The sequence below is a fragment of the Spirillospora sp. NPDC047279 genome (assembly GCF_040643285.1).
Classification (GTDB): Bacteria; Actinomycetota; Actinomycetes; order Streptosporangiales; family Streptosporangiaceae; genus Spirillospora.
Genome location: NZ_JBEYUA010000009.1, coordinates 326,290 through 350,655, shown reverse-complemented (window position 1 = coordinate 350,655; position 24,366 = coordinate 326,290). Strand labels below are relative to the sequence as shown.

The window sequence follows — 24,366 nt, the reverse complement described above, 5'->3', positions numbered from 1 at the left end:
GCCGCGGCGCGGCGGTCAGCCTCCGATCGCCGACATGGGGCGGGCGGGCTGCAGGAACGACGGGTCGTCGATGCCGTGCCCGGGGCGCTTGGCCCAGACCGCCTTGCGCCAGCGGTCGGCCAGCTCGCCGTCGGAGGCGCCGTCCCGCATGGCGTCGCGCAGGTTGGACTCCTCGGTGGCGAACAGGCAGTTGCGGATCTGGCCGTCCGCCGTCAGCCGCACCCGGTCGCAGGACCCGCAGAACGGGCGCGTCACCGAACCGATCACGCCGACCGTCTCCGGGCCGCCGCCGATCACGAACGACTCGGCGGGCGCGCTGCCGCGCTCCTCCGCCCGTTCGGGGGTCAGGTCGAACTCCCCGCCCAGCAGCGCGAGGATCTCGTCCGCGGTGATCATGTTGTCGCGGGTCCAGCCGTGCTGGGCGTCCAGCGGCATCTGCTCGATGAACCGCAGCCGGTAGCCGTGGTCGAGGCAGTAACGCAGCAGCGGCACCGCCTCGTGATCGTTGACGCCCCGCATCAGGACCGCGTTGACCTTGACCGGCGTCAGCCCCGCCGCGGCCGCCGCGGCCAGGCCCTTGAGCACGTCGTCCAGGCGGTCGCGGTGGGCCAGCCGCTTGAACGTGTCACGGTCGAGGGTGTCGAGCGAGACGTTCACCCGGTCCAGGCCCGCCTCGGCCAGCGGACCGGCCAGCCGGTCCAGGCCGATCCCGTTGGTCGTCAGCGAGACCTGCGGCCGGGGCGCCAGGCCGGCGGTCCGCGCCACGATGCCGGCGATCCCGCGGCGCAGCAGGGGCTCCCCGCCCGTGTAGCGGACCTCGGTGATCCCCAGCTCCTCGACGCCCAGCGCGACCAGGCGGACCACCTCGTCGTCGGTGAGCAGCTCGGGCTTGGGCAGCCAGTCGAGCCCCTCGGGCGGCATGCAGTAGGCGCACCGCAGATTGCACCGGTCGGTCAGGGAGACCCGCAGATCGGTCGCGGTACGACCGAAGGTGTCGGTGAGCACGGGCACCCCTTTCCTTCTGCTGCTACGGCCGTCCGTACCCCGGACGACCCGGATATGAGCAATCACCTCAGCCTAATCCGGCGGTTGACGATCCGTCGCATCGCGAGAGACGGTATCCGCCACGCCGGAGGCGCCCGCCTTTGGCGGATCGTACAAGCGATCACCTCTCCGGACGCAGGAGGCGCACGTGGCCACGGCACGACACTGGGAGTTCGCGGGAGTCCGGGGGGCGATCACCGCGCACGCCTGGCACCACGAGAACCCGCGCTACATCGCGGTCCTGGCCCATGGCTACGGCGAGCACCTGGGCCGCTACGAGCACGTGGCCGCCGCCCTCCTCGAGCACGGCGCGGTCGTCTGCGGCCCCGACCACCTCGGCCACGGCCGTTCCGCCGGCGAGCCGGTCCTGGTCCACGACTTCGCCGACGTCGTCGCCGACCTGCACACCGTCGTGGAGTCGGCCCGCCTCGACCACCCCGGCCTGCCCGTCGTCCTGATCGGCCACTCCATGGGCGGCATGATCGCGACCCGCTACGCCCAGCTCCACGGCGAGGAGCTGACCGCGCTGGTCCTGTCCGGCCCGGTGCTGGGCCGCTGGGACGCCCTCACCCTGCTGCTCTCGCTGGACGAGATCCCCGACGTCCCGATCGATCCGGACACCCTCTCCCGCGACCCGGCCGTCGGCAAGGCCTACAACGAGGACCCCCTGGTCTGGCACGGCCCGTTCAAGCGCCCCCTGCTCGAGGCCCTCGACGCCTGCCTCAACGCGATCAGCGAGCAGGGCTCCCTCGGCGCGCTGCCCACCCTCTGGATCCATGGCTCAGCCGACCAGCTGGTCCCCCTGGACGGCACCCGCACCGGCATCGAGGCGGTCCGCGGCTCCGACCTCACCGAGAAGATCTACCCCGAGGCGCGCCACGAGGTCTTCAACGAGACCAACAAGGCCGAGATCCTCACCGACGTCACCACCTTCATCGACCGCACCCTTCCGGCCCGCTGACCCCGCTCCCGACCACCGCCCCGGGAGACGACACACGCATCGCTGGTTAATTCGCCATGTGCCGGGCATGCGCCATGCGTACCCACTAGTGTCACTCTTCGTGTTGATCTGCTCGCCGCGCTCGGGGACGCGGGGCATCCACCGCAGGGGAGCAACGATGAACGAGACGAACGAGACGAACGAGCAGGCCGAGAACGCCGGGATCGCCGAGGCCGCCCGGGCCGCCGCCCGCGAGGTCGACTACATGGACCAGGTGGACGTCCATCCCGACGTCCACCGGGCGACCGAGTCCGACGAGGACCAGATCCTTCGCGACCTCTACGGCGAACCCGACGACGACGGCATCTTCCGAGCGGACGGCGAGGACTCCTGATGGGGACCGCCGCGGCGATGCTCGCCGAGGCCCGCAAGTCCCTCGGCGTCTCCGGCCGCCCCAACACCATCACTCGCGACTACGCGGCACGCCATGGCTCGGACTTCCTGAGCGCCGCCTGGTGCGACATGGCGGTGACCTTCTGGGCCCGTAAGTCCGGTAATGCGAAGGCGGTGCTGCCGTCCGGGGACCGGGCTTACACGGTGTGGCACGCGCAGGACTTCCAGAAGATCGGTCGCTGGCACACCGGCACGACCGCCAACGTCGACAAGTGCAGGCCCGGCGACATCGTCTTCTTCGACTGGGGCAACACCAACTCGGTCGGTGCGATCGACCATGTCGGCGTCGTGGAGAAGGTGCTCGGCGGCGGTCGCGTGCAGACCATCGAGGGCAACACCGGCGACGCCTGCCGCCGGCGCGTGCGGTCGTCGGCGTCGATCGCCGGCTACGGACGGCCCGCCTACAGCGGCTCGGGCGGCGGCACGACCCCCAACTGGACGGAGGCCATGGTGAAGAAGCTGCCCACGCTCAAGCGGGGTTCGTCGGGCGAGGACGTGCAGTCCCTTCAGGGCCTCCTGCACGCCCGCAGCCACGCCGAGGTCAAGATCGACGGTGAGTTCGGCACGGCGACCGAGAAGGCCGTCCGCGCCGTGCAGCGCTGGGGCGGCGTGCTGGACGACGGCGTCGTCGGCCCGGCCACGTGGCCCGTCCTGCTGCGCGTGCACAAGTAGAGGGCATCAGAGATCCTCCACCGGGCCTTCCGGTGGAGGATCTCTTCGTGTCCCACAGGCCCCGGCTCACCCGCGACCGCTGGTACCACCTGACCGGCGTCCGCGACGCCGCCGCCGGCACGCTGACCCTCTACGGGTCCGGCCGTGAGGAACGAGGCCGGGGCGGGTCGCCCCGCCCCGGTCCGTCACCGCACCATCCGCCAGAGCCCGCAGTGGTGGGCGGCGGCCAGGTCCACCGGCCCGGTCAGCGCGACGGCGATCGACAGCGCCTCCGACGAGCCACGCCGGTACGCCGGCCACTGCGGGCCCGGGTCGCCGGTCCGGGCGAACGCCGTCCAGTAGCCGATCAGCCGCCGCGCGAAGGCCCGTTCCTCCGGCGTGGACGGCGGCGCGCCCTCGCCCTCGTTGTCCAGGAAGAACCTCAGGTCGGCCCCGTGCGAGGCGCCGTAGGGGAACCCGAGGTACGGTTCGCGAGGCTCGGCGTACTCATAGGCGTACACCGGCGACCGCCGCCCCGCGTCGATCACCGGCAGCTGCGTGCACGTCCCGCTCACCCCGCCGTAGTCACCCAGCAGCGTCGCCAGCGCCACACTCGGGCTCACGAACCCGCTCAGCGGATACGCGCCGAGGATCCGCTCCGCGTCCCCCGCCCCGAACAGCTCACGCACGATCCCGGGGTATCGCTCCGCCGTCACCGGCGTCCCCCGCATGTCATAGGCCGCCGCGACATGAGAACGCATCTCGTCCCGCGTCCCGCCATGAATCAGCGGCACGTCCGCGGCCTTCCCCAGCCGCATCGCCGTCAGCGGCTGCAACGGCAGCACCGGCGTACCTGCCACGGGGAACCACCACACGTCCGCCCGGTGCCGCCGCAGCTCACCGAAGAGCCCCTCCCGATCCGACGGCCGCACCAGCTCGCTCACCGGCTTGCCGCGCAGGCAGGCCTCGGCCGTCCTCGCGTCCGCGCACCCCACCTCGGCCGCCAGCCTCACCCCGTCCCGGTCGGCGGCCCGCTCGGTCTTCATCGGGATCCCGCACGGCGCGCTCTGCACGATCGCCTTGTCGAACAACCCCCGCGCCGCGGGCGACGCCAGGTGCGCGCACACGCTGAACCCGCCGCCCGACTGGCCCCACAACGTCACGTTGCGGTCGTCGCCGCCGAACTTCCCGATGTTGCCGCGCACCCACCTCAGCGCCGCCTGCTGGTCGGCGAGCCCGAAGTTGCCCGCGTACGGATCCTTCAGCGAAGGATGCCGCAGGAAGCCCAGCGCGCCGAGCCGGTAGTTGAACGTGACCACGACCGCGCCCTGCTCCACCATCCGCGCCGGGTCGTACGCGGAGCCGGACCCGCTGATCAGCCCTCCCCCGTACACGAAGACCAGAACGGGCAGTCTCCCCTTGGCCTCCCTCGGCGCCGTCACGTTCACGAAGAGACAGTCCTCGCTCGTCGCGAACCCGGGTGAGTTCGCGAGCTGCGAGCACGCGGGCCCCGGCCGGGTCGCGTCGCGCACACCCCGCCACCCGCTCGCCGGCCGCGGAGCCCGCCACCGTGCCTCCCCGACGGGAGGAGCCGCGTACGGCATCCCGAGGAAGCTCCGATGCGTCTCGGTGACCGTGCCCCGCACCCAGCCCCCGGAAGTGCGGACCCGGTCGTCCGGGCCCGCCGCGGAGACGGCCGCCGCCGGCAGCACACCGGCGACGGTCAGTCCCGCGATCAGAATCGCCGCGAATACAAGCCATCGTTTCGACATGCCCCCACGATCAAGGAACGCTCTGGGCACGTCGTCCCACGGCGGGAGCAACCCCGCCTACCCCCACGGGCGTACACACGCGTCGGGCGCGATCAGGACTCCCCTGACCGCGCCCGGACGACCGCACTACCCCTTGATGCAGATGAGCTGCTTGAGGTGCGCCACGACCTCGACGAGGTCGGACTGCGCCTCGATGACCGTCTCCAGGTCCTTGTAGGCACCCGGGATCTCGTCCAGCACTCCGCCGTCCTTGCGGCACTCGACGCCCTTGGTCTGCTCGACCAGGTCGTCGACCGTGAACGACTTGCGCGCCTTGTTGCGGCTCATCTTCCGGCCCGCGCCGTGCGACGCGGAGTTGTAGGCGGCCTCGTTGCCCAGCCCGCGCACGATGTACGTCCCCGTCGCCATCGAGCCCGGGATGATCCCGAGGTCCCCCGCCCCCGCGCGGATCGCGCCCTTGCGGGTCACGAGGAGTTCCACGCCGTCGTACACCTCTTCCGCCACGTAGTTGTGGTGGCAGGAGATGACCTCGCCCCACGTGCAGCGCTTCTCACCGAAGCGCCGCGTGATGACGTTCTGCGCGAGCGCGATCATCACCGCGCGGTTGCGCCGTGCGTACTCCTGTGCCCAGAACAGGTCGCGGCGGTACTCCTCCATCTTGCGCGTGCCGGTGAGGAAGACCGCGAGGTCCTTGTCGGGCAGGTCCTGGTTGTGCGGCAGCTTGCGGGCGGCCTCGACATGGTGCTCCGCGAGCTCCTTGCCGATGTTCCGCGACCCCGAGTGCAGCACGAGCCAGATCGCGCCCGAATCATCACTACAAAGTTCAACAAAGTGATTTCCGCCGCCGAGCGAGCCGAGCTGCGCACGGGCCCGGCCGAACCGGCCGCGGACCCCAGGGTGGAGCTCCTCGAAGTCCTTCCAGAAGTCGTACCAGCCGCGTTCCTTCAGGCCGGGCAGTGCCGACGGGTCCACCGGCTGCTTGTGGGAGTGGTAGCCGACCGGGATCGCCTTCTCCAGGCGGCTGCGCAGGCCGGCGAGGTCGTCGGGCATGTCCTCGACCGTGAGGCTCGACTTGACCGCGGTCATCCCGCAGCCGATGTCGACGCCGACCGCCGCGGGCGACACCGCGTCGCGCATCGCGATCACCGAGCCGACGGTCGCGCCCTTGCCGTAGTGCACGTCGGGCATGACCGCGAGACCTTCGATCCACGGCAGGCTCGACACGTTCCTGAGCTGGTCGAGCGCCTGCTCCTCGACGGTGGCCGGGTCGGTCCACATCCGGATCGGAACGCGGCCGCCCTTGAGCGTCTGGTACGGCATCACCTGCTCCTCTCCGTAGCACTGGCAGATCCGAACCGTGATCTATGACGCCAGAAACCCCACCGGCGGTTCAACCCATTTTCACTCGTGGGGGACGCTGCGGGTGTCGCCGGTGCGGTGGGTGAGGCCTCGGGTGTCGAGGTGCTGGAGGAGGGCCATGGCGACGCGGCGGGAGGTCTTGAGGGACTGGCGGGCCTGGCTGACGGTGAAGGGTTGCGGGAGGCCGCGGAGGGTTTCGAGGGCCTCGTCGTCGGCGCCGGCGAGGAGGACGACGCCGTCGGGGAGGCGGAGGAGGGCGCCGGCGCGTTCGGCGGCGGCGATCGCCTGGGGGGTGAGGCCGAGTTCGGTGAGGCGGTCGGCGGTGGGGGCGTCGAAGGGCGCGTCGGCGAGGTCGGCGGTGAGGTGTTTGACGGCTTCGGTGACGTGGGGCGGGAGGCCGGTGTCGGGGCCGTAGACGCGGCCGTCGGCGAGGCGGAGGGGCGGGCGGACGAGGGAGGCGACGAGGCGGCGGGAGGGGAGGCCGAGGCGCAGCCGGATGGCCTCTATGGGGATGCCGGGGGCGAGGGGGTTGGCGCCGGCGTGGTGGGCGAGTTCCTCGGTGAGCCTGTGGTGGAGGTCTTCCCAGTGGGCGGGGTCGGCGAGCCATTCGGGGCCGAGGTCGACGGCGTCGGGGGGCGGGGCGCAGCCCATGACGCTGAGGTCGCTGCGGCGCAGGACGCCGTGGCGGCGCAGGACGATCTCGCCGCCGGGGTGGTCGGGCCAGGAGGCGAGCTCTCGGGCGCGGGCGGCGCCGGCGCCGCGGCGGGCGAGGGTGGGCGGGCGCACGTCCAGGACGCGCACGCCGGCGACGGCGCGGCGGCCGGGGTCGCGGAGCAGGGCGGTGTCGCCGACGTGGAGGGGGAGGCGGGTGTTGAGGGTGAGGCGGGCGGTGTCGGGGCCGAGGGGGCGGAGGCGGACGGGGGTGGCGGAGGAGCCGGCGTGCAGGATCAGCTGGCGGGCGAGCCGGCCGGAGGGTTCGTCGGAGGAGACGCGGACGTCGACGGAGGTGGTGAACGTCCAGGTGCCGGGGGTGACGAGGGCCATCCCGCGTTCGACGCGGTCGCGGTCGACGCCGCGGAGGTTGACGGCGACGCGGGCGACGCCGTGGACGGTGTCGAGGGGGTCTTTGGTGGATTCGAGGGCGCGGACGCGGACCCGTTCGCCGGTGGGCATGAGGACGAGTTCGTCGTCGACGCCGATCGTGCCGGCGGCGAGCGTGCCGGTGACGACGGTGCCGCTGCCGGCGACGGTGAACGCGCGGTCGATCCAGAGGCGCACGGGCGCGGCGGGGTCGGGGACGGGGAGCCGGGCGGCGAGGCGGTCGAGGGCCAGTTTCAGCTCGTCCAGGCCGGCGCCGGTCTCGGCGCTGACGGTGACGGCCTCGGCGGCGCGCAGGCTGGTCTTGGCGAGGCGTTCGCGCGCCTGGCGGAGCGCGAGCTTGGGGTCGGCGACGTCGGAGCGGGTGATGGCGAGGACGCCGTGACGGACGCCGAGGGCGTCGATGGCGGCGAGGTGCTCCTCGGTCTGCGGCATCCAGCCCTCGTCGGCGGCGACGGCGAGGAGGACGGCGGGGACGGGGCCGACTCCGGCGAGCATGGTGGTGACGAACTTCTCGTGGCCGGGGACGTCGACGAACGCGAGGCGTTCGCCGGACGGCAGCGTGGTCCAGGCGAACCCGAGGTCGAGGGTCAGGCCGCGGCGGCGTTCCTCGGCGAGCCGGTCGGGTTCCATCCCGGTCAGCGCGCGGACCAGCGTCGACTTGCCGTGGTCGACGTGACCGGCGGTGGCGACGACCTGCATCAGGCCTCTTCCTTGGACGCGAGGACGGCGGCGCTGATCGCGCCGTCGTCGGCGGGGTCGGTGGAACGAAGGTCGAGCAGGAGCCGGCCGCCGTCGATGCGGCCGATGACCCTTCGGTTGCGGAGCGGTGTTTCGTAGGTGGCGGGGAGCGAGATCGCGGCGCTGGGCAGTTCGACGCCGGGGGCGCCGCCCGCGCCGACGGCGGCGGCGGTGTCGGCGGCGAGGGCGTCGATGCCGTGCGAGGTGAGCTCTTCGGCGAGGTCGTCGGCGCGGGTGCGGAGGCTGTCGGCCGGGGTGTGGAGCATGTGGTGGGCGGGTGGGCGCGGGCCGCGGAGGGTGGCTTCGAGGGCGGCGAGGGTGAGCTTGTCGACGCGGAGCGCGCGGTAGAGCGGGTGGCGGCGCAGCCGCTGGACGAGGTCGCGGTCGCCGAGGATGAGGCCGCCCTGGGGTCCGCCGAGGAGCTTGTCGGTGCTGGCGGTGACGAGGTGGGCGCCGTCGCGGAGCGCGGTGGTGGCGTCGGGTTCGGCGGGGAGGGCGGGGTCGGGGGTGAGGAGGCCGGAGCCGATGTCGGCGACGACGGGCACGCCGAGGGTGGTGAGCGCGGCGATGGGGGCCTGGGCGGTGAAGCCCTCGATCCGGAAGTTGGAGGGGTGGACCTTGAGGATGAGGCCGGTGCCGGGTCCGACGGCGGCGGCGTAGTCGTCGGCGGTGGTGCGGTTGGTGGTGCCGACCTCGCGCAGGCGGGCCCCGGTGGCGGCGAGCAGGTCGGGGAGGCGGAAGCCGTCGCCGATCTCCACCATCTCGCCGCGGCTGATGACGATCTCGCGGCCGGCGGCGAGGGCGGTGGCGGCGAGGACGAGCGCGGCGGCGTTGTTGTTCACGACCTGGACGTCGGCTGCGGCGGGGCAGGCGTCCAGGAGGGCGGTGAGGGCGCCGCGGCCGCGTGGTCCGCGCCGTCCGGTGGCGAGGTCGTATTCGACGTCGGCGCAGCCGGCGGCGGCGGTGAGGGCGTCCCGGGCGGCGGCGGAGAGCGGGGCGCGGCCGAGGTTGGTGTGGAGCAGGACGCCGGTGGCGTTGATGACGGGCCTGAGGGTGGTGGCGTGGTCGGGGAGGCCGGCCAGGGCCGCGCCGGCGACGTCGGCGGGTGCGATCCGGCCGTCGCGGGCGCGCTGCTGCGCCGCGGCGACGGCGGACTTCACGATCGTCCCGCCGAGCCGGGCGGCGGCCGCGGTCAGCCGCGGGTCTGCCATGACCGCGTCGGTACGGGGAACCTGCCTCCGTGGGTCCACGCCAAGTCACCTTAAGGACGCCTGGGCTTCCGGTGGAAGCCGGTCGGGCTCACACTGTGAGATCAGCGCCCGTGAGGTGAAAAGTGTCACACCTCGCGGCGCCCGCGTCACTTCGTGGCGATGCCGAAGTGGTCTCGCTCGGCGGCGTGGGAGACGAAGTCGTCGACCATCCGGTGGACGAGCTCGGCGAGCCGGCGGCGGTCCTCCCCCGACCATCCGGCGAGCGCCTCGTCCATCCACTGCCGCCCGACGGCGCGCAGGCAGTCGACGGCGTCGCGGCCGGCGTCGGTGAGACGGACGCGGTGGGCGCGCCGGTCGTCGGGGTCGGGCACCCGTTCCACGTAGCCGGCCTTCTCCAGGCGCTGCACCATCCGGGTGACGTGCGGGGCCTCGACGGCGAGCCGGGCGGCGACCTCGCCCGGGCGCAGCGGCCCGTCCTCGTCGGCGAGCAGGCGCAGGACGGGGACGGCGGCGCGGTCGACCGGGACGCCGGCGGCGGCGACGGTGCGGCCGTGCTGCTTGGCGCGGGTGAGCAGGTGGGAGACGCGGGTGAGGGCCCGTTCGATCTCCGCGATGTCCGCGGGGACGGCCTGGCCCGCGTCCCCCGGGCGGTGTGACGGCATGTGAGGAAGCCTACAAGCTAGTTACTTAACTTAAGTAAGTACAATCGCCTCCATGTCAGCCGCTCCCCCCACCGCGGCGCCCGTGCTCACCGGGCGCGCCGCGAAGGCCGCGCACCCGGGCCTCACCCTGCTCGCCCTCTCCGTCGCCGGTGCGGTCGTCTCGGTGCAGCAGACGCTGGTGATCCCGCTGCTCCCCCGGCTCATGACGTTGTTCGACGCGTCGGTCACCTCGGTCACCTGGGTGTTCACCGCGTCGCTGCTGGCCGGTGCGGTCGCCACGCCGCTGCTGTCGCGCTTCGGCGACATGTACGGCAAGAAGAGGATGATCCTGGTCGCGATGAGCCTGCTCGTCGCCGGCTCGGTCGTCTGCGCGATGTCCGGGTCGCTCGGCGTGCTCATCGCCGGGCGCGCGCTGCAGGGCACGTCGTCCGCGCTGATCCCGCTGGCCATCGGGATGATCCGCGACACCTTCCCGCGGGAACGGGTGACCAGCGCGATCGGGATCGTCAGCGCGACGATGGGGGTCGGCGGCACCATCGGCATGATCGTCACGGGTCTCATCGCCGACCGCGTCACCGGCGTCGACCCGATGTTCTGGATCGCGGCGGGCCTGGCGGCGCTGGGCCTGGTGCTGGTCGCGTTCACCGCCCCGAACACCGGCGGCCGCACCGGCGGGCGGCCCGATCTGGTGGGCGCGGCGCTGCTGGCGGCCTGGCTGATCTGCCTGCTGCTGGGCATCAGCGAGGGCAACGCCTGGGGCTGGACGTCGGGCGGAGTGCTCGGGCTGTTCGGCGCGGCCGTGGTGATCTGCGCCGTCTGGGTGGCGGCGGAGCTGCGGGTGCGCGAGCCGCTCGTCCGGCTCGGCCTGCTGGTCGGGCCCAGATCGATGTCGGCGAACCTCGCCTCGATCCTGCTCGGCTTCTCGATGTTCGCCGCGTTCACGCTGATCTCCAACTTCGTGCAGACGCCGAAGGAGCAGGTCGGGTACGGGCTGAGCGGCTCGGTGCTGGACGTCGGCCTCTACATGCTGCCGAGCACGTTCACCATGCTGCTGGCCTCGTCGCTGGCCGGGCGGGTCGCGGCGCGGATCGGCCCCGCCTTCACGCTGGCCACCGGGTCGGTGTTCGCCGGGCTGAGCTACCTGTGGCTGGCCCTGTCCAACGCGCACGGGTACGACATGCTGGCGTTCAGCGCCCTGCAGGGCATCGGCTTCGGGATCGCCTACGCCGCGCTCGGCACGCTCGCCGTGCAGCACGTCCCGATGGACCAGAGCGGCATCGCCAGCGGCATCAACTCGCTGGTCCGCACCGCCGGCGGCAGCATCGCGGGCGCCGTCACGGCGGCGATCCTGTCCGGCGCCACGATCGCCGGGACGCGCGTGCCGACGCTGGCCGCGTACGAGCTGTGCTTCTTCATCGTGGCCGCCGGCGCCGCGCTCGCCGCGGTCGTCGCCCTCGCCCACGGTCTCCGGCACCGGTCGCCGGACTCTTGACGAACGGGGCCCCGGACGGACCCAATAGGGGGACGCCCCGAAAGGGCAATTGGGGCGCCGGGACGCAGGGGACCTGACCGGAGGTTGACATGGGCGCCTACGCGGCGGCGTATGAACGGAGCATCGCCGACCCCACCCGGTTCTGGGGGCTCGCCGCGCGGGACATCCGCTGGCTGGTGCCGCCCGACCGGGTGCTGGACGACGGGGCGCCGCCGTTCTACCGCTGGTTCACCGGCGGGGAGCTCAACACCTGTGACAACGCCCTGGACCGGCATGTGGAGGAGGGCCGGGGCGACCAGGCCGCGCTGATCTACGACAGCCCCGTCACCGGCACCACCGCGACCTACACCTACCGGGAGCTCACCGATCTGGTGGCGCGGTTCGCCGGGGCGCTGCGCGAGCTGGGCGTCCAGCGCGGCGACCGGGTCGTGGTCTACCTGCCGATGATCCCGGACGCCGTGGTCGCGATGCTGGCGTGCGCGCGGCTGGGCGCGGTGCACTCGGTGGTGTTCGGCGGGTTCGCCGCCAAGGAGCTCGCGGTGCGGATCGACCACGCCCGGCCCAAGGTCGTGGTGTCGGCGTCCTGCGGCGTCGAGGGCTCCCGGGTGATCGCCTACAAGCCGCTGCTGGACGCGGCGCTCGACCTGGCCAGCCACAAGGTCGACCGGTGCGTGATCCGGCAGCGCCCCCAGCTGCACGCCGACCTGGTGCGGCCGCGCGACGTCGACTGGGACGAGGCGGTGGCGCAGGCCTCCCCCGCCGGCTGCGTTCCGGTCGCGTCCACCGATCCGCTCTACATCCTCTACACCTCCGGCACGACGGGCCGCCCCAAGGGCGTCGTGCGCGACAACGGGGGCCACGCGGTGGCGCTGCGCTGGTCGATGGAGAACATCTACGGGGTGGGGCCCGGCGACGTGTTCTGGGCGGCGTCGGACGTGGGCTGGGTCGTCGGCCACTCCTACATCGTCTACGCGCCGCTGCTCACCGGGTGCACCACCGTGCTGTACGAGGGCAAACCGGTCGGCACCCCGGACGCGGGGGCGTTCTGGCGGGTGGCCGCGCAGCACCGCGTCAAGGCGCTGTTCACCGCGCCCACCGCGATCCGGGCGGTCAAGAAGGAGGACCCGGACGGCGCGCTGCTCGCCGGCCACGACCTGTCGGCCATGGACACCCTCTTCCTGGCCGGTGAACGCCTCGACCCCGATACCTACCACTGGGCGGCGCGGGTGCTGGGCAAGCCGGTCATCGACCACTGGTGGCAGACCGAGACGGGCTGGCCGATCGTCGCCAACCTGCGCGGGCTGGAGCCGATGCCGGTGCGGCCGGGCTCGCCGAGCGTCGCCGTGCCGGGCTTCGACGTGCGGGTGCTGGCCCCGGACGGGACGACCGCGGCGCCGGGCGCCGACGGCGCGATCGTGGTGCGGCTGCCGCTGCCGCCCGGCACGTTGTCGACGTTGTGGCAGGACGACGAACGGTTCGTGGAGTCGTACCTGACCCGCTATCCGGGGCACTACCTGACGGGCGACGGCGGGCGGATCGACGCCGACGGCTACGTGTGGGTGATGGGCCGCACCGACGACGTCATCAACGTCGCCGGGCACCGGCTGTCGACCGGCACGATGGAGGAGGTCATCGCGGGGCATCCGGCGGTGGCCGAGTGCGCGGTGATCGGCGTCCAGGACGCGCTCAAGGGGCAGGTTCCGCGCGGCCTGGTGGTGCTGAAGAGCGGCGCGGACGTCGATCTCGCCGTCCTGCGCGCCGACCTGGTCGCGATGGTGCGCGAGCAGATCGGGCCGGTCGCCGCGCTCAAGGAGATCACGGTGGTCGGCGCGCTGCCCAAGACCCGCTCGGGCAAGATCCTGCGCGGTGCGATGCGCGGCATCGCCGACGGCCAGGACGTGACGGTGCCGTCGACGATCGAGGATCCGGCCGTGCTCGAGGAGCTCCGGCCCGTCCTGCGACCGCCGACGGCCTCCTGACCGTCACGGACGGCGTGCCGCCGGGTCAGTAGTTCGTGGACTTCTTCGGCCAGAAGGCCGCGACCAGGTAGACGCCGATCACCGCGAACGCGATCTGGAACAGCGTCTCCCAGAAGTTCCACCCGCTGGTCTTGAGGTTGAACAGGTGCGCCAGCCCGGTGCCGGCGAAGGCGGCGACGATACCGACCACGACGGTGAGCCAGATGGGCATGTTCTGCTTGCCCGGCACGATGAGACGCCCGATGGCGCCGATGATGGCGCCGAAGATCAGGGCGGTGATAATCCCCCCGATGGTCATGTCCGCTCCCTCGGTCAGAAATGTCGGTCTCCGGTCCCGTCATCGGGTGGATACCCACCGTAGGGATCTTTGACACGAGTGACCCCGCATGGGGCTCATGTCGTTAAAGTCGGCCCGTTTCCAGGGTCTTCGGGGCCCGTCCCTCCCCCATCAGCCGCCGGACGCTCCGCGCGAACAGGAACATCACGACGCCCGCGATGAGCGTGAAGACCCCGAGGAGCAGGAAATACTTCACATTTCCCCAGGGCTCCTGGAGCCTGGCCACCTGGCCGCCCACCGCGTCGCCCGCGGCCGTGGCCAGGAACCACACGCCCATCATCTGGCTGGCGAACGCCTGCGGCGCCAGTTTTGTAGTGACCGAAAGCCCCACAGGCGACAGGGACAGCTCGCCGAGCGTCTGCAGGAAGTACACCGCGACGAGCCACAGCAGCGACACTTTGGTGCCGTCCGCGGCGGCGCCCGAGGCGATCGACATCACCACGAACGAGAGCCCGCACATGACGAGCGCGAAGGCGAACTTCTGCGGCGTGCTCACCCGGTCGCCGAGCTTGACCCACAACCAGGCGAAGAACGCCGCGAAGGAGATGATGAGGATCGGGTTGATGTTCTGGGTCCAGCTCGCCGGCATCTGCCAGCCGAAGACGTTGAGGTCGGTGTTCTTCTCGGCGAAGACGTTGAGCGGCCCGGCCGCCTGATCGAAGATCATCCAGAAGATGGCGGCGCCGATGAACAACCAGACGTAGGCGCGCAACCGGACCCGTTCCCCGGCGGTCACCTCGTGGCTGCGGAACAGGTAGGCGAAGTAGATCACCGGCACCGCCACCGCGAGCACGGTCAGCGCGACGGTGACGTTGTCGACGGTGAACTCGCCGAGCGCCACGGCGGCGAGGGCCACGGCGCCGACCGCGGCCACGACGGCGATGAGGACGCGGGTGAACGTGCGCCGCTCCGCCGGGGTCAGCCGGTGCCCGGGAGCGTCGCCCACGCCCTCCAGGCTCCTGCCGCCCAGCACGTACTGGACCAGGCCGATCGCCATGCCGACCGCGGCGCAGCCGAACCCCAGGTGCCAGTCGACGTTCTGGCCGAGGTATCCGACGATGAACGGCGCCAGCGAGCCGATGTTGATGCCCATGTAGAAGATCGAGAACGCCGAGTCGCGGCGCGCGTCGGGCTGCCCCTCGTACAGCTTGCCGACCATCGTGGAGATGTTGGGCTTGAGCAGCCCCGTGCCCACGATGATCAGGAACAGGCCGAAGTAGATGAACCCGGCCCCGCCCGGGATCGCCATCGAGATGTGGCCCAGCATGATGATCGTGCCGCCGACCAGCACCGCCCGGCGCGCGCCCAGGACGCGGTCGGCGATCCAGCCGCCGGGCAGCGCGACGAAGTAGACCATCGCCAGGTACACGCCCATCAGGGCGTTCGCGGTGCCCTCCGGCATGCCGAGGCCGGAGTCCGACGGCGGCGCGATCAGGAACAGGACCAGGATCGCGCGCAGCCCGTAGAAGCTGAACCGTTCCCACATCTCGGTGAAGAACAGGGTGGCCAGCCCCCAGGGATGGCCGAAGAAGGTGCGCCCGCCGGGCGCGGGACCGGATCGCGACGCCGCCATGCGATTCCCCCCGATGATCGCCTGTGGCGGGTCATATACCCATGGTGATCATCCATGAACGGCCCGCGACCTGCGCGGGCCCGCATGGGCGCGGCGGCTAGCGGACGACGAGGGTGTGCCTGCCGCGGCCCAGCAGCTCGCCCACCACCGGGGCGCCGGGGATCTCCCCCGCGACCAGGAGGCCGCCGGAGGTCTGCGCGTCGGCCAGCAGCAGCCGTTCCTCCTCGGCGATGCGGCCGAAGTCGGTGTGCGGCGACACCCACGCCAGGTTGCGCCGGGACCCGCCGGGCACGAAGCCGTCGCGGACCGCGGTGCGGGCGCCGTCCAGGTAGGGCATCGCGGCGGCGTCGACGACCGCCGTCACGCCGCTCGCCCTGGCCAGCTTGTAGAGGTGCCCGAGCAGCCCGAACCCGGTGACGTCGGTGGCGCACCGGATGTCGCGTTCCAGGGCCAGCCGGCCGGCCTCGGCGTTGAGCGTGGTCATCGCCTCCACGGCCTGCCCGAACACCTCGCCGGTGGCCTTGTGGCGGGCGTTGAGCACGCCGATGCCCAGCGGCTTGGTCAGCGACAGCGGCACGCCGGGGCGTCCCGCGTCGAGCCGGAGGAGCCGGTCGGGGTCGGCGACGCCGGTGACCGCCAGCCCGTACTTGGGCTCGGGGTCGTCGATGCTGTGCCCGCCGGCGATCGGGCATCCCGCCAGGGCCGCCACGTCGCGGCCGCCGCGCAGCACCTCGCGGGCGACCTCCCACGGCAGCGCGTCGCGCGGCCAGCCCAGCAGGTTGATCGCCATGACCGGCTCGCCGCCCACCGCGTAGACGTCGGAGAGCGCGTTGGCGGCGGCGATCCGCCCCCAGTCGTAGGCGTCGTCGACGACGGGCGTGAAGAAATCGGCGGTGGAGACGACCGCCCGGCCGCCGGCCAGGCGCAGCACCGCGGCGTCGTCGCCGTCCGGCGCGCCCAGGACGAGGTCGCCGGCCGGGGCGCCGGCGAGCCCGGCGACGACCGCCTCGAGCTCACCCGGAGGGATCTTGCACGCGCATCCGCCGCCGTGCGCGTACTGGGTCAGGCGGGGGGCGCCGGCCAGGCGGCGCGGCTGGGTCTCCACAGCGGGAAACCTATCCCACCCCCCGCACAGATGATCAAGGAGCGCTCCGTGGCCGTTCCGTCACCCTTCGCCCGCTACCGCCCCGACCTGGCACGACCTTCCGCGAACCCCTTGCCCGAATCCTGTTCGGCATGGTGCGATTCTGTCGTGCAAGTGAACCCTTACTTGGCGGAGAGGCGCGGACATGGGCGTGGACGAGACCCTGGCACGGCGGGCGGAGCTCGAACGGGCGGTCGAGGGGCAGACGGTCTGCACGAGGCTGGCCGCGACCGCCGAGCGGCACGCCGGGCTGGCGGCCTACTCCGACCGCGACGGCGACGGCTGGCGCACGCTCAGCTGGGGTGAGACGCGGCGCCGCGCGCTGGAGACGGCGGCCGGCTTCGCCGCGCTCGGGCTCGAGCCCGGCGACGTGGTGGCGCTGATGATGCCCAACCGCTCCGAGCACGTCCTGTCCGACCTCGGCGCGATGCACGCGGGCGGCGTGCCGACGACGGTGTACGCGACGCTGGCGCCCGACCAGATCGCCTTCGTGGCGGGCAACTGCTCGGCCCGGTACGCCGTGCTCGACGGCCGCGACCAGCTCGACCGGTGGCTGCCGGTCCTCGACGAGCTGCCCGCCCTCCGCAAGGTCATCGTGGTGGACGCCGCCGCCTGTCCCGACGGCGACCGCTTCATGACCTGGGAGGCGTTCGGCGAGCTGGGCCGCGAGCGGCTGGCCGCCGACCCCGCCGAGATCGACCGCCGCTGGCAGGCCGTCCAGCCCTCCGACACCGCCACGCTGCTCTACACCTCGGGCACCACCGGCGACCCCAAGGGCGTCGTCATCACCCACTCGATGGCCCTGCACGAGTGCGAGATGGTCGAGCGGAGCTCGGTCCTGCCCGACCGCAACGTCGGCATCTCCTACCTGCCGTTCGCGCACATCGCCGACCGGGTGCTCAGCTACTACCTGCCGGTCTGCCGGGGCGCGCACATCCACTTCTGCGCCGACCCGGCCCAGCTCACCGCCGTCCTGCGCGAGGTCAGGCCGCACTCGTTCTTCGGCGTGCCGCGCGTCTGGGAGAAGATCATGGCCGGCATCCAGGCGGTGCTGGGCGGCGAGCGGGACGAGGCCAAGAAGGCGGCGGTCCAGGGCGCCCTGGAGGTCGGCCGCACCTACGTCGCCAGCCTGGAGTACGGCAACAGCACCCCGCCCGAGCTCGCCGCCGCGTTCGAGAAGGCCGACGCCGCCGTGCTGACGCCCATGCGCGCGCTGCTCGGCCTCGACCGCGTCGGCCAGGCCTCCAGCGCCGCCGCGCCGCTGCCCGAGGAGGTCGCCCGCTTCTTCGCCGGCCTCGGGCTGAAGATCTTCGACGCGTACGGCATGACCGAGACGACCGGCGCCATCACCGCCAACCTCGCCGACGCGTTCAAGCTCGGCACGGTCGGCCGCGCGTTCGCGGGCGTGGAGCTCAGGCTCGCCGCCGACGGCGAGATCCTGGTGCGCGGCGCCTCCTGCACGCCCGGCTACCTCGACCGGCCCGAGGCGACCGCCGAGCTCATCGACGCCGAGGGCTGGGTGCACACCGGCGACGTCGGCGTCCTCGACGAGGACGGCTTCCTCAAGATCGTCGACCGCAAGAAGGAGATCATCATCACCGCCGGCGGCGAGAACATCGCCCCGTCGATGATCGAGAACCTGCTCAAGGAGCACCCGCTGGTCGGCCAGGCGCTCGCCTACGGCGACCGCCGCCCTTACGTGGTCGCCCTGGTCACCCTGGACGGCGAGGTCGCGCCCGTGTGGGCGGCCGCGCACGGCATCGACACCACCGACCTGGCGGCGCTCGCCGAGCACCCGCTGGTGATCGAGGAGGTCGCCAAGGCCGTCGAGGACGCCAACGCGCGGCTGGCCCGCGTCCAGCAGGTGAAGCGGTGGCGCCTGCTGCCCGCCGAGTGGACCGCAGAGAGCGAGGAGCTCACGCCCACGCTGAAGCTCAAGCGCCGCGTCGTGCACGGCAAGTACGACGACGCCATCGAGGGGCTCTACGCCTCCTCGTAGCAGGTCACCCGCGCCGGCGGCGTACGGTAGGGGTATGAGGCGCCGCAAGCTGGCGTACGCGATCATGATGGGCACGTGCCTGACGTTGTTCGTGCTCGCCTGGTCGGTCGTGCGGCTGTTCTCACCGCCCGCGGCGATCGTGATGTCGGTCGTCGCGATGCTGATCCCGCCGTTCGCCGCCATCGTGGCCAACTGGAACCCCGACCGGCGCGAGTGATCCGCGGGCGCCTTCCGGCGGGCGCCCCCGCGACCGCGCGCCGCTTTGTCCGGCAGGCCTCCCACCTGCGAGAGTGCCTGCCATGCGGTACCGGGTGATCTCACTGTGACGGGGTCGGGCGTCCCCGAGCTGCTGGACCTGGCGGGCATCTTCGTCTTCGCGGTGTCCGGCGCGCTCGCCGCGGTCAACAAGCGGCTGGACCTGGTCGGCATGGTGGTGCTCGCCGAGATCACCGCGCTCGGCGGCGGCATCCTGCGCGACCTGATCATCGGCGACGTGCCGCCCGCCGCGTTCACCAGCCTGGGGTACGTCCTGGTGCCGGTGGCGGCCTCGGCGCTGGTGTTCTTCTGGCACCCGCAGGTCGCCCGGATCCTGCCCACCGTGCTGATGTTCGACGCGGCGGGGCTGGGACTGTTCTGCGCGACCGGCACGCTCAAGGCGCTGGAGTACGGGCTGTCGCCCCTGCACTCGGTGATGCTGGGCGTGGTCACCGCCATCGGCGGCGGCATCCTGCGCGACATGCTGAGCGGCCAGATCCCCTCGGTGCTGTACGACCGGCAGCTCTACGCGCTCCCCGCCCTGCTCGGGGCCATGGTCGTCGCCTGCGCCGGGTCGTTCGACCTGCACGGCGCCGGCGTCACCGCCGGGGCGGCCCTGCTGGCGTTCGCCCTCCGGCTGCTGGCGATGCGGCACGGCTGGCGCACGCCGCGGCCGCGCGGCGTGAAGGACTGACCGAAGATCGCGCGAAAGCGGCGCCGATGTGGAAGTCTTTGCGCATGAACGACATTCGGCCGGTGCCGCGCGGCATCGACCCCACGGTGCCGAGCGTGGCTCGGATGTACGACTTCTACCTCGGCGGCAAGGACAACTACGCGTCCGACCGCGAGGCCGCGGCGCAGGTCGTCGAGACGAGCTCGCGGATGGGCAACGACATCCGGGTCGCCGCCCGCCAGAACCGCGCCTTCCTCGGCCGGGCGATCCGCGCGGTCGCCGAGGCCGGCGTCCGCCAGTTCATCGACATCGGCGCGGGCCTGCCCACGCAGGAGAACGTGCACGAGGTCGCGCTGCGCGCCGCGCCCGACTCGCACGTGGTGTACGTGGACAACGACCCGATCGTGCTGGTGCACGCCCGGGCGCTGCTCGCCGACCATCCGAGCACACGGGTCGTCGAGGGGGACGTGCGCGACCCGGCGGGCGTCCTGGACCACCCCGACGTCGCCCGTGAGATCGATTTCAGCCGGCCGGTCGCCGTCGTGCTGTGCGCGATCCTCCAGTTCATCCCGGACGACGCCGAGGTCTCCTCGATCCTGGCGACCGTGCGCGAGCGGCTGGTGCCCGGCAGCCACCTGGTGATCTCGCATCCGTTCGCGGGCGAACGGCCCGACGAGCAGTTCGACTCGGTCAACGACGTCTACACCAGGACGCCGTCGGGCTCGTTCACGATCCGCGACAGCAAGGCCATCCAGGAGTTCTTCACCGGCACCGAGCCGCTGGAGCCCGGCCTGGTCCCCGTGCGCAGCTGGCGCGACGGGCCGCCGCCGGACTTCACCGTCCCCTGCTACCTGGGCGGCGTCGGCCGGGTGATCTGACCGCCCGGCCCGGGGCCGCTTCGCGGCCTGGGCGTTCCAGGAGTACCGTCGCGCTATGGGGCGGATCACGGTGCGCAAGCCGGTCTTGCGGTTGAGCACCGCCGGAGTGCGCGGGCGCCGGCCCGACACGCTGGCGGTGGAGGAGCCGCTGGAGATCCGTGTCGGCGGCCGGCCGCTGACCATCACCATGCGGACGCCGGGAGACGACTTCGACCTGGTGGCCGGGTTCCTGGCCGCCGAGGGGATCATCGCCGGCGAGGGCGACCTGGCGGGCATGCGCTACTGCGCCGACGCCCACGAGCAGAACACCCTGGACGTGGTGCTGGCGCCGGGCGTCCGGCCGCCCGACCGGCTGCTGGAACGTGCCTTCACCACCACGAGCGCCTGCGGCGTCTGCGGCAAGGCCAGCATCGAGGCGCTGCGCGCCGACCGTCCCTACGACGTGTCCGGCGACGGCGTCGAGCTCACCCCCGCCGTGCTGGCGGCGCTCCCGGACCGCCTGCGCGAGGCGCAGCGGGTGTTCGACCGCACCGGCGGGCTGCACGCCGCCGGGCTGTTCGACGCCGCGGGCGGCCTGCTGGCCGTACGCGAGGACGTGGGCCGGCACAACGCCGTCGACAAGGTCGTGGGCTGGGCGCTGCGGGAGGGCCTGCTGCCCCTCACCGGCCACGTCCTGATGGTGAGCGGCCGCGCCTCCTTCGAGCTGACGCAGAAGGCGATGCTGGCCGGCATCCCCGTGCTGGCGGCCGTCTCGGCCCCGTCGTCGCTGGCCGTGGACCTGGCGGACGACGCGGGGATGACGCTCGTGGGCTTCCTGCGCGGCGAATCCATGAACGTCTATACGGGGGCCCATCGGGTCGTGGTGTGAACCCCGGGCACGACAACCGTTCCAGTGAATACTGGCTTTATCAATCCCCGATGAAGACCGCCGGGTAACTTTTGGGCCTGTGCTCAAGAAAGCACCCCTGCCTCACTAGTTCACTGCTTCTCCAGTCTTATGGGCGCGCCGGCGTGAGGAGCGGTAAATGACAGGGTCTCCCGAGGTGGGAGCAATGGCCGGGATCGACGAGCGTCATCCCCGTATCCAGGCCAGACGCGTCTCGTTCGACTGGGAGAAGACACCGCTGCACTGGGTTCCCGGCGACCCGGTCGCGACGCACATGATCAATTCTTTCCACATCGTCCTGCCCGAGGGCGAGAAGTGGTTCATCCAGTGCGTCAAAGACGCCACGCCCCATATCAAAGATCAAAAACTGCGCGAGGAGATCAAGGGCTTCATCGGCCAGGAGATGGTGCACGCACGGTCGCACCAGGGCGTTCTCACCCAGCTTCTCGAGCGGAACGGGATCGACGTTTCCAAGATCACCGTTCCGGCCGCGCAGGGCAACGCCGAGCGCCCGGAACAGATGGCGGCGCTCAAGAAGAAGTCGCCGCGGTTGTGGCGGTTCCGCCTGAGGTTCGAGCTCGCCGCGGTCGCCTCGATCGAGCACTACACCGCCGTGCTCGGCCAGTGGATCATGGACAACGAGCGGCTCGACGAGGTCGGCGTCGACCCGACCATGCTGGACCTGCTGCGCTGGCACGGGGCCGAGGAGGTCGAGCACCGGTCCGTGGTGTTCGACGTCTACCAGGCGATGGGCGGGAAGTACCCGATGCGGGTGGCCGCCTGGGCCGTCTCCCTGTTCTTCCTCTACTGGGCGGTCATGGGCGGCGGGATGTACCTGATGAAGCAGGACCCCACCATCAAGCGCAAGGTGACCCTCCCCCGCGTCTACCGTTCGTACCGCAAGTCCGTCCGCAAGGGCCATGTCCCGGGCATCTTCAAGCTGCTGCTGGGCGAGGCGCCGGTCTACCTCAAGCCCTCGCACCACCCGTCGCAGATCTGCTCCACCCCCCAGGCCCTGGAGTACCTGCTGAGGTCGCCCGCGGCCCGCGCCGCCGGCTACGACCCGTACTAGGGCGCTCCAGTCGCTTTCCCGTCCCGTCCGCAGTCGCTCCAGGCACGCGAAGCCCGGCCCGAACCACCCCGCGGGTCGGGCTTCCGCGCGCCGTGACGGGCACCACACCGTGATTCCTTGACCGAGATTCACAACAGCGGTTAATTAACAGTGTGTCCAATAAAGTCGCGCTCGCCCGCACCGACAACGCGGCGGAGCTCGAGCGATTCCGCGAGATCCAGCGGCTGTGCCACCGCTGCGCCGACGAGGTGGCCGGCACGCTCGAGCCGGGCGTGACCGAACGCGAGACCTGCCGGCGCATGCGCCGCCGGGCGGCAAGGAAGGCAGCATGACGACCCCGCAGTCCACCGCATCGCACAAGACCACCCGGCGCGTCCGCGGCGACGGGGTCGACCTCGCCGTCCACGAGCAGGGCGACCGCTCCCGGCCGACCGTCCTGCTGATGCACGGCTACCCCGACACCCACGCGGTGTGGGACGAGGTCGCCGACCGGCTGGCCGCGCGCTACCACGTGGTCCGCTACGACGTGCGCGGCGCCGGGGCCTCGTCCCGCCCGTTCGGGCGCAAGCACTACACCTTCGAACGCCTGATGTCCGACATGCGGGCCGTGCTCGACGCCACCAGCCCCGGGCGCCCAGTGCACCTGGTGGGCCACGACTGGGGCTCCATCCAGTCGTGGGAGGCCGCCTGCACGATGCCCGAGCGCTTCGCCTCGTTCACCTCCATGTCCGGGCCGTGCCTGGACCACGTCGGGCACTGGATGCGCGGCAGGCTGACCCGGCCGACGCCGCGCAACCTCAAGCACGCGGCGGGCCAGGGCGTGCGCTCCTGGTACATCTACTTCTTCCAGACCCCGGTCCTGCCGGAGGTGCTCTGGCGCGCGGGGCTCACCGCGCCGTTCACCCGCGCACTGGAGGTCGGCGAGGGCGTCAAGCCGCGCGAGGGGCATCCCGCGCGGACGTTGGCCCGCGACGGCGCCGCCGGCGTCGCGCTCTACCGCGCCAACATGCTCCAGCGGCTGCGCAGGCCGCGCGAGCGTCGCACCGACGTGCCGACCCAGGTGATCGTGCCGACCAGGGACCTGTTCGTCTCACCGCACCTGGTGGGCGGCCTCCGGGAGCACGTCCCCCACCTGTCGCTGCGCACCGTCGCCGCCGGGCACTGGGTGCCGCGCAGCCACCCCGGCGTCATCGCGCGCTGGATCACCGAGCACATCACCGCGGTCACCGGCGGCCCGCTCACCGCGGTCGAGTCGCGCGCCGTGCGCCGCGCCGCGGTGAGCCGCGACCGGCGCCCGTTCGACGGCTCGCTCGTCGTCGTCACCGGCGCGGGCAGCGGCATCGGCCGCGCGACCGCGCTGGCGTTCGCCGAACGCGGCGCCGAGGTGGTCGCCGCCGACCTCGACCTCGGCACCGCCCAGCGCACCGCCGAGCTCGCCGGGCTGACCGGCCCGCCCGCGCACGCCTTCCAGATCGACGTGTCCGACCACGTCGCGATGGAGGACTTCGCCAAGTCGGTGCTGCACGAGCACGGCGTGCCGGACGTGGTGGTCAACAACGCCGGCATCGGCATGGCCGGGTCGTTCCTGGACCACTCGGTGGACGACTGGCGGCGCGTGCTGGACGTGAACCTGTGGGGCGTCATCCACGGGTCCCGGCTGTTCGGCGCGCAGATGGCGGAGCGGGGGCAGGGCGGCCACATCGTCAACACCGCGTCGGCCGCCGCGTTCACGCCCTCGCGCACCCTCCCGGCGTACGCCACCAGCAAGGCGGCCGTGCTGATGCTCTCCGAGTGCCTGCGCGCCGACCTGGCCGGCAAGGGCATCGGGGTCAGCGCCATCTGCCCGGGCATCGTCAACACCAACATCACCCAGACGTCGCGGTTCGTCGGGCAGACGTCCGAGGAGCAGGGCCGGAGCCGCCGGCGCGCGGCCCGCGCCTACGCGCTGCGCAACTTCGGGCCGGAGGGCGTCGCCGAGCAGATCGTGGCCGCCGTCCGCAAGGACCGGGCGGTCGTGCCGGTCACGCCGGAGGCGCGCCTGAGCTACCTCGCCTCGCGGCTCTCCCCCGGCGTGATGCGGCTGCTGGCGCGCTTCGACGCCGGCTGACGCGCGCCTGGGCCGGACGGGCCGGGCGCGACGGGGCGGG

21 protein-coding genes and 1 pseudogene are annotated in these 24,366 nt (G+C 72.4%); 13 read left to right on the top strand and 9 right to left on the bottom strand.

Annotated features, from left to right (window positions below; genetic code table 11):
* Positions 1 to 15 precede the first annotated feature (15 nt).
* On the bottom strand, positions 16 to 1,005 hold the full coding sequence (moaA, locus tag ABZ810_RS24815) for a GTP 3',8-cyclase MoaA (protein WP_358406912.1): 990 nt from the start codon (positions 1,003 to 1,005) through the stop codon (positions 16 to 18).
* Positions 1,006 to 1,237: 232 nt separating this feature from the next.
* Between moaA and ABZ810_RS24810 the strand changes: the two genes are divergently transcribed.
* From ABZ810_RS24810 to ABZ810_RS24800, 3 genes are all read left to right on the top strand, one after another.
* A complete protein-coding gene (locus tag ABZ810_RS24810) occupies positions 1,238 to 2,005 on the top strand; it encodes a lysophospholipase (RefSeq protein ID WP_358407072.1) in 768 nt (255 codons plus the stop codon).
* A gap of 157 nt (positions 2,006 to 2,162) precedes the next feature.
* A complete protein-coding gene (locus ABZ810_RS24805; RefSeq protein WP_358406910.1) occupies positions 2,163 to 2,378 on the top strand; it encodes a hypothetical protein in 216 nt (71 codons plus the stop codon).
* Positions 2,378 to 3,109 (top strand): peptidoglycan-binding protein, encoded by a 732-nt coding sequence (locus ABZ810_RS24800; protein WP_358406909.1) that lies wholly within the window; start codon positions 2,378 to 2,380, stop codon positions 3,107 to 3,109. Before ABZ810_RS24805 ends, ABZ810_RS24800 begins: the two co-directional genes overlap by 1 nt.
* Before the next feature lie 185 nt (positions 3,110 to 3,294).
* On the opposite strand, the gene ABZ810_RS24795 is transcribed toward ABZ810_RS24800, so the two are convergent.
* The 5 genes from ABZ810_RS24795 to ABZ810_RS24775 form a co-directional block, all read right to left on the bottom strand.
* A complete protein-coding gene (locus tag ABZ810_RS24795; RefSeq protein ID WP_358406906.1) occupies positions 3,295 to 4,860 on the bottom strand; it encodes a carboxylesterase family protein in 1,566 nt (521 codons plus the stop codon).
* Between the two features lie 126 nt (positions 4,861 to 4,986).
* Positions 4,987 to 6,180, bottom strand: coding sequence for an RtcB family protein (locus tag ABZ810_RS24790; RefSeq protein ID WP_358406904.1), 1,194 nt, complete (start codon positions 6,178 to 6,180; stop codon positions 4,987 to 4,989).
* Positions 6,181 to 6,261: 81 nt separating this feature from the next.
* Entirely contained in the window at positions 6,262 to 8,019 is a 1,758-nt protein-coding gene (gene selB, locus ABZ810_RS24785; RefSeq protein ID WP_358406901.1) for a selenocysteine-specific translation elongation factor, read from the bottom strand.
* Entirely contained in the window at positions 8,019 to 9,308 is a 1,290-nt protein-coding gene (selA, locus tag ABZ810_RS24780; RefSeq protein WP_358406899.1) for an L-seryl-tRNA(Sec) selenium transferase, read from the bottom strand. Before selA ends, selB begins: the two co-directional genes overlap by 1 nt.
* Positions 9,309 to 9,415: 107 nt before the next feature.
* Positions 9,416 to 9,931: a MarR family transcriptional regulator gene (locus tag ABZ810_RS24775; RefSeq protein WP_358406897.1), complete on the bottom strand. Its 516-nt coding sequence runs from the start codon at positions 9,929 to 9,931 to the stop codon at positions 9,416 to 9,418.
* Between the two features lie 52 nt (positions 9,932 to 9,983).
* On the opposite strand from ABZ810_RS24775, the gene ABZ810_RS24770 reads away from it, so the two are divergent.
* Both ABZ810_RS24770 and ABZ810_RS24765 read left to right on the top strand, forming a co-directional pair.
* The gene (locus tag ABZ810_RS24770) at positions 9,984 to 11,423 is read left to right on the top strand and encodes an MFS transporter (RefSeq protein WP_358406896.1); all 1,440 of its coding nucleotides are present in this window, start codon (positions 9,984 to 9,986) and stop codon (positions 11,421 to 11,423) included.
* Between the two features lie 89 nt (positions 11,424 to 11,512).
* A complete protein-coding gene (locus ABZ810_RS24765) occupies positions 11,513 to 13,402 on the top strand; it encodes a propionyl-CoA synthetase (RefSeq protein ID WP_358406894.1) in 1,890 nt (629 codons plus the stop codon).
* A 25-nt stretch (positions 13,403 to 13,427) separates the two neighbouring features.
* On the opposite strand, the gene ABZ810_RS24760 is transcribed toward ABZ810_RS24765, so the two are convergent.
* The 3 genes from ABZ810_RS24760 to selD all read right to left on the bottom strand — a co-directional run bounded on the left by ABZ810_RS24760 (position 13,428) and on the right by selD (position 16,417).
* A complete protein-coding gene (locus ABZ810_RS24760; protein ID WP_358406893.1) occupies positions 13,428 to 13,700 on the bottom strand; it encodes a GlsB/YeaQ/YmgE family stress response membrane protein in 273 nt (90 codons plus the stop codon).
* 103 nt (positions 13,701 to 13,803) lie between these two features.
* Entirely contained in the window at positions 13,804 to 15,312 is a 1,509-nt protein-coding gene (locus tag ABZ810_RS24755) for a peptide MFS transporter (protein ID WP_358406890.1), read from the bottom strand.
* A 97-nt stretch (positions 15,313 to 15,409) separates the two neighbouring features.
* The gene (selD, locus tag ABZ810_RS24750) at positions 15,410 to 16,417 is read right to left on the bottom strand and encodes a selenide, water dikinase SelD (protein WP_358406889.1); all 1,008 of its coding nucleotides are present in this window, start codon (positions 16,415 to 16,417) and stop codon (positions 15,410 to 15,412) included.
* A gap of 184 nt (positions 16,418 to 16,601) precedes the next feature.
* Here selD and ABZ810_RS24745 point away from each other — a divergent pair, with 184 nt between their 5' ends.
* The 8 genes and pseudogenes from ABZ810_RS24745 to ABZ810_RS24710 all read left to right on the top strand — a co-directional run bounded on the left by ABZ810_RS24745 (position 16,602) and on the right by ABZ810_RS24710 (position 24,326).
* Positions 16,602 to 18,455 (top strand): AMP-dependent synthetase/ligase, encoded by a 1,854-nt coding sequence (locus tag ABZ810_RS24745; RefSeq protein WP_358406888.1) that lies wholly within the window; start codon positions 16,602 to 16,604, stop codon positions 18,453 to 18,455.
* A gap of 22 nt (positions 18,456 to 18,477) precedes the next feature.
* A pseudogene (locus tag ABZ810_RS24740) lies at positions 18,478 to 18,672 on the top strand (DUF3099 domain-containing protein); the annotation flags it as partial.
* 105 nt (positions 18,673 to 18,777) lie between these two features.
* Positions 18,778 to 19,404, top strand: coding sequence for a trimeric intracellular cation channel family protein (locus tag ABZ810_RS24735; RefSeq protein WP_358406885.1), 627 nt, complete (start codon positions 18,778 to 18,780; stop codon positions 19,402 to 19,404).
* Positions 19,405 to 19,448: 44 nt separating this feature from the next.
* On the top strand, positions 19,449 to 20,261 hold the full coding sequence (locus ABZ810_RS24730; RefSeq protein WP_358406883.1) for an SAM-dependent methyltransferase: 813 nt from the start codon (positions 19,449 to 19,451) through the stop codon (positions 20,259 to 20,261).
* A gap of 55 nt (positions 20,262 to 20,316) precedes the next feature.
* Positions 20,317 to 21,129, top strand: a complete 813-nt coding sequence (fdhD, locus tag ABZ810_RS24725) for a formate dehydrogenase accessory sulfurtransferase FdhD (protein WP_358406881.1) — start codon at positions 20,317 to 20,319, stop codon at positions 21,127 to 21,129.
* Between the two features lie 157 nt (positions 21,130 to 21,286).
* Positions 21,287 to 22,219 carry a metal-dependent hydrolase gene (locus tag ABZ810_RS24720; RefSeq protein ID WP_358406878.1) on the top strand — a complete coding sequence of 311 codons (933 nt, stop codon included), beginning with the start codon at positions 21,287 to 21,289 and terminating at the stop codon, positions 22,217 to 22,219.
* Between the two features lie 152 nt (positions 22,220 to 22,371).
* The gene (locus tag ABZ810_RS24715; RefSeq protein ID WP_358406876.1) at positions 22,372 to 22,551 is read left to right on the top strand and encodes a hypothetical protein; all 180 of its coding nucleotides are present in this window, start codon (positions 22,372 to 22,374) and stop codon (positions 22,549 to 22,551) included.
* Positions 22,548 to 24,326, top strand: coding sequence for an SDR family oxidoreductase (locus ABZ810_RS24710; RefSeq protein ID WP_358406874.1), 1,779 nt, complete (start codon positions 22,548 to 22,550; stop codon positions 24,324 to 24,326). The genes ABZ810_RS24715 and ABZ810_RS24710 overlap by 4 nt, the downstream gene beginning before the upstream one ends.
* Positions 24,327 to 24,366 lie beyond the last annotated feature (40 nt).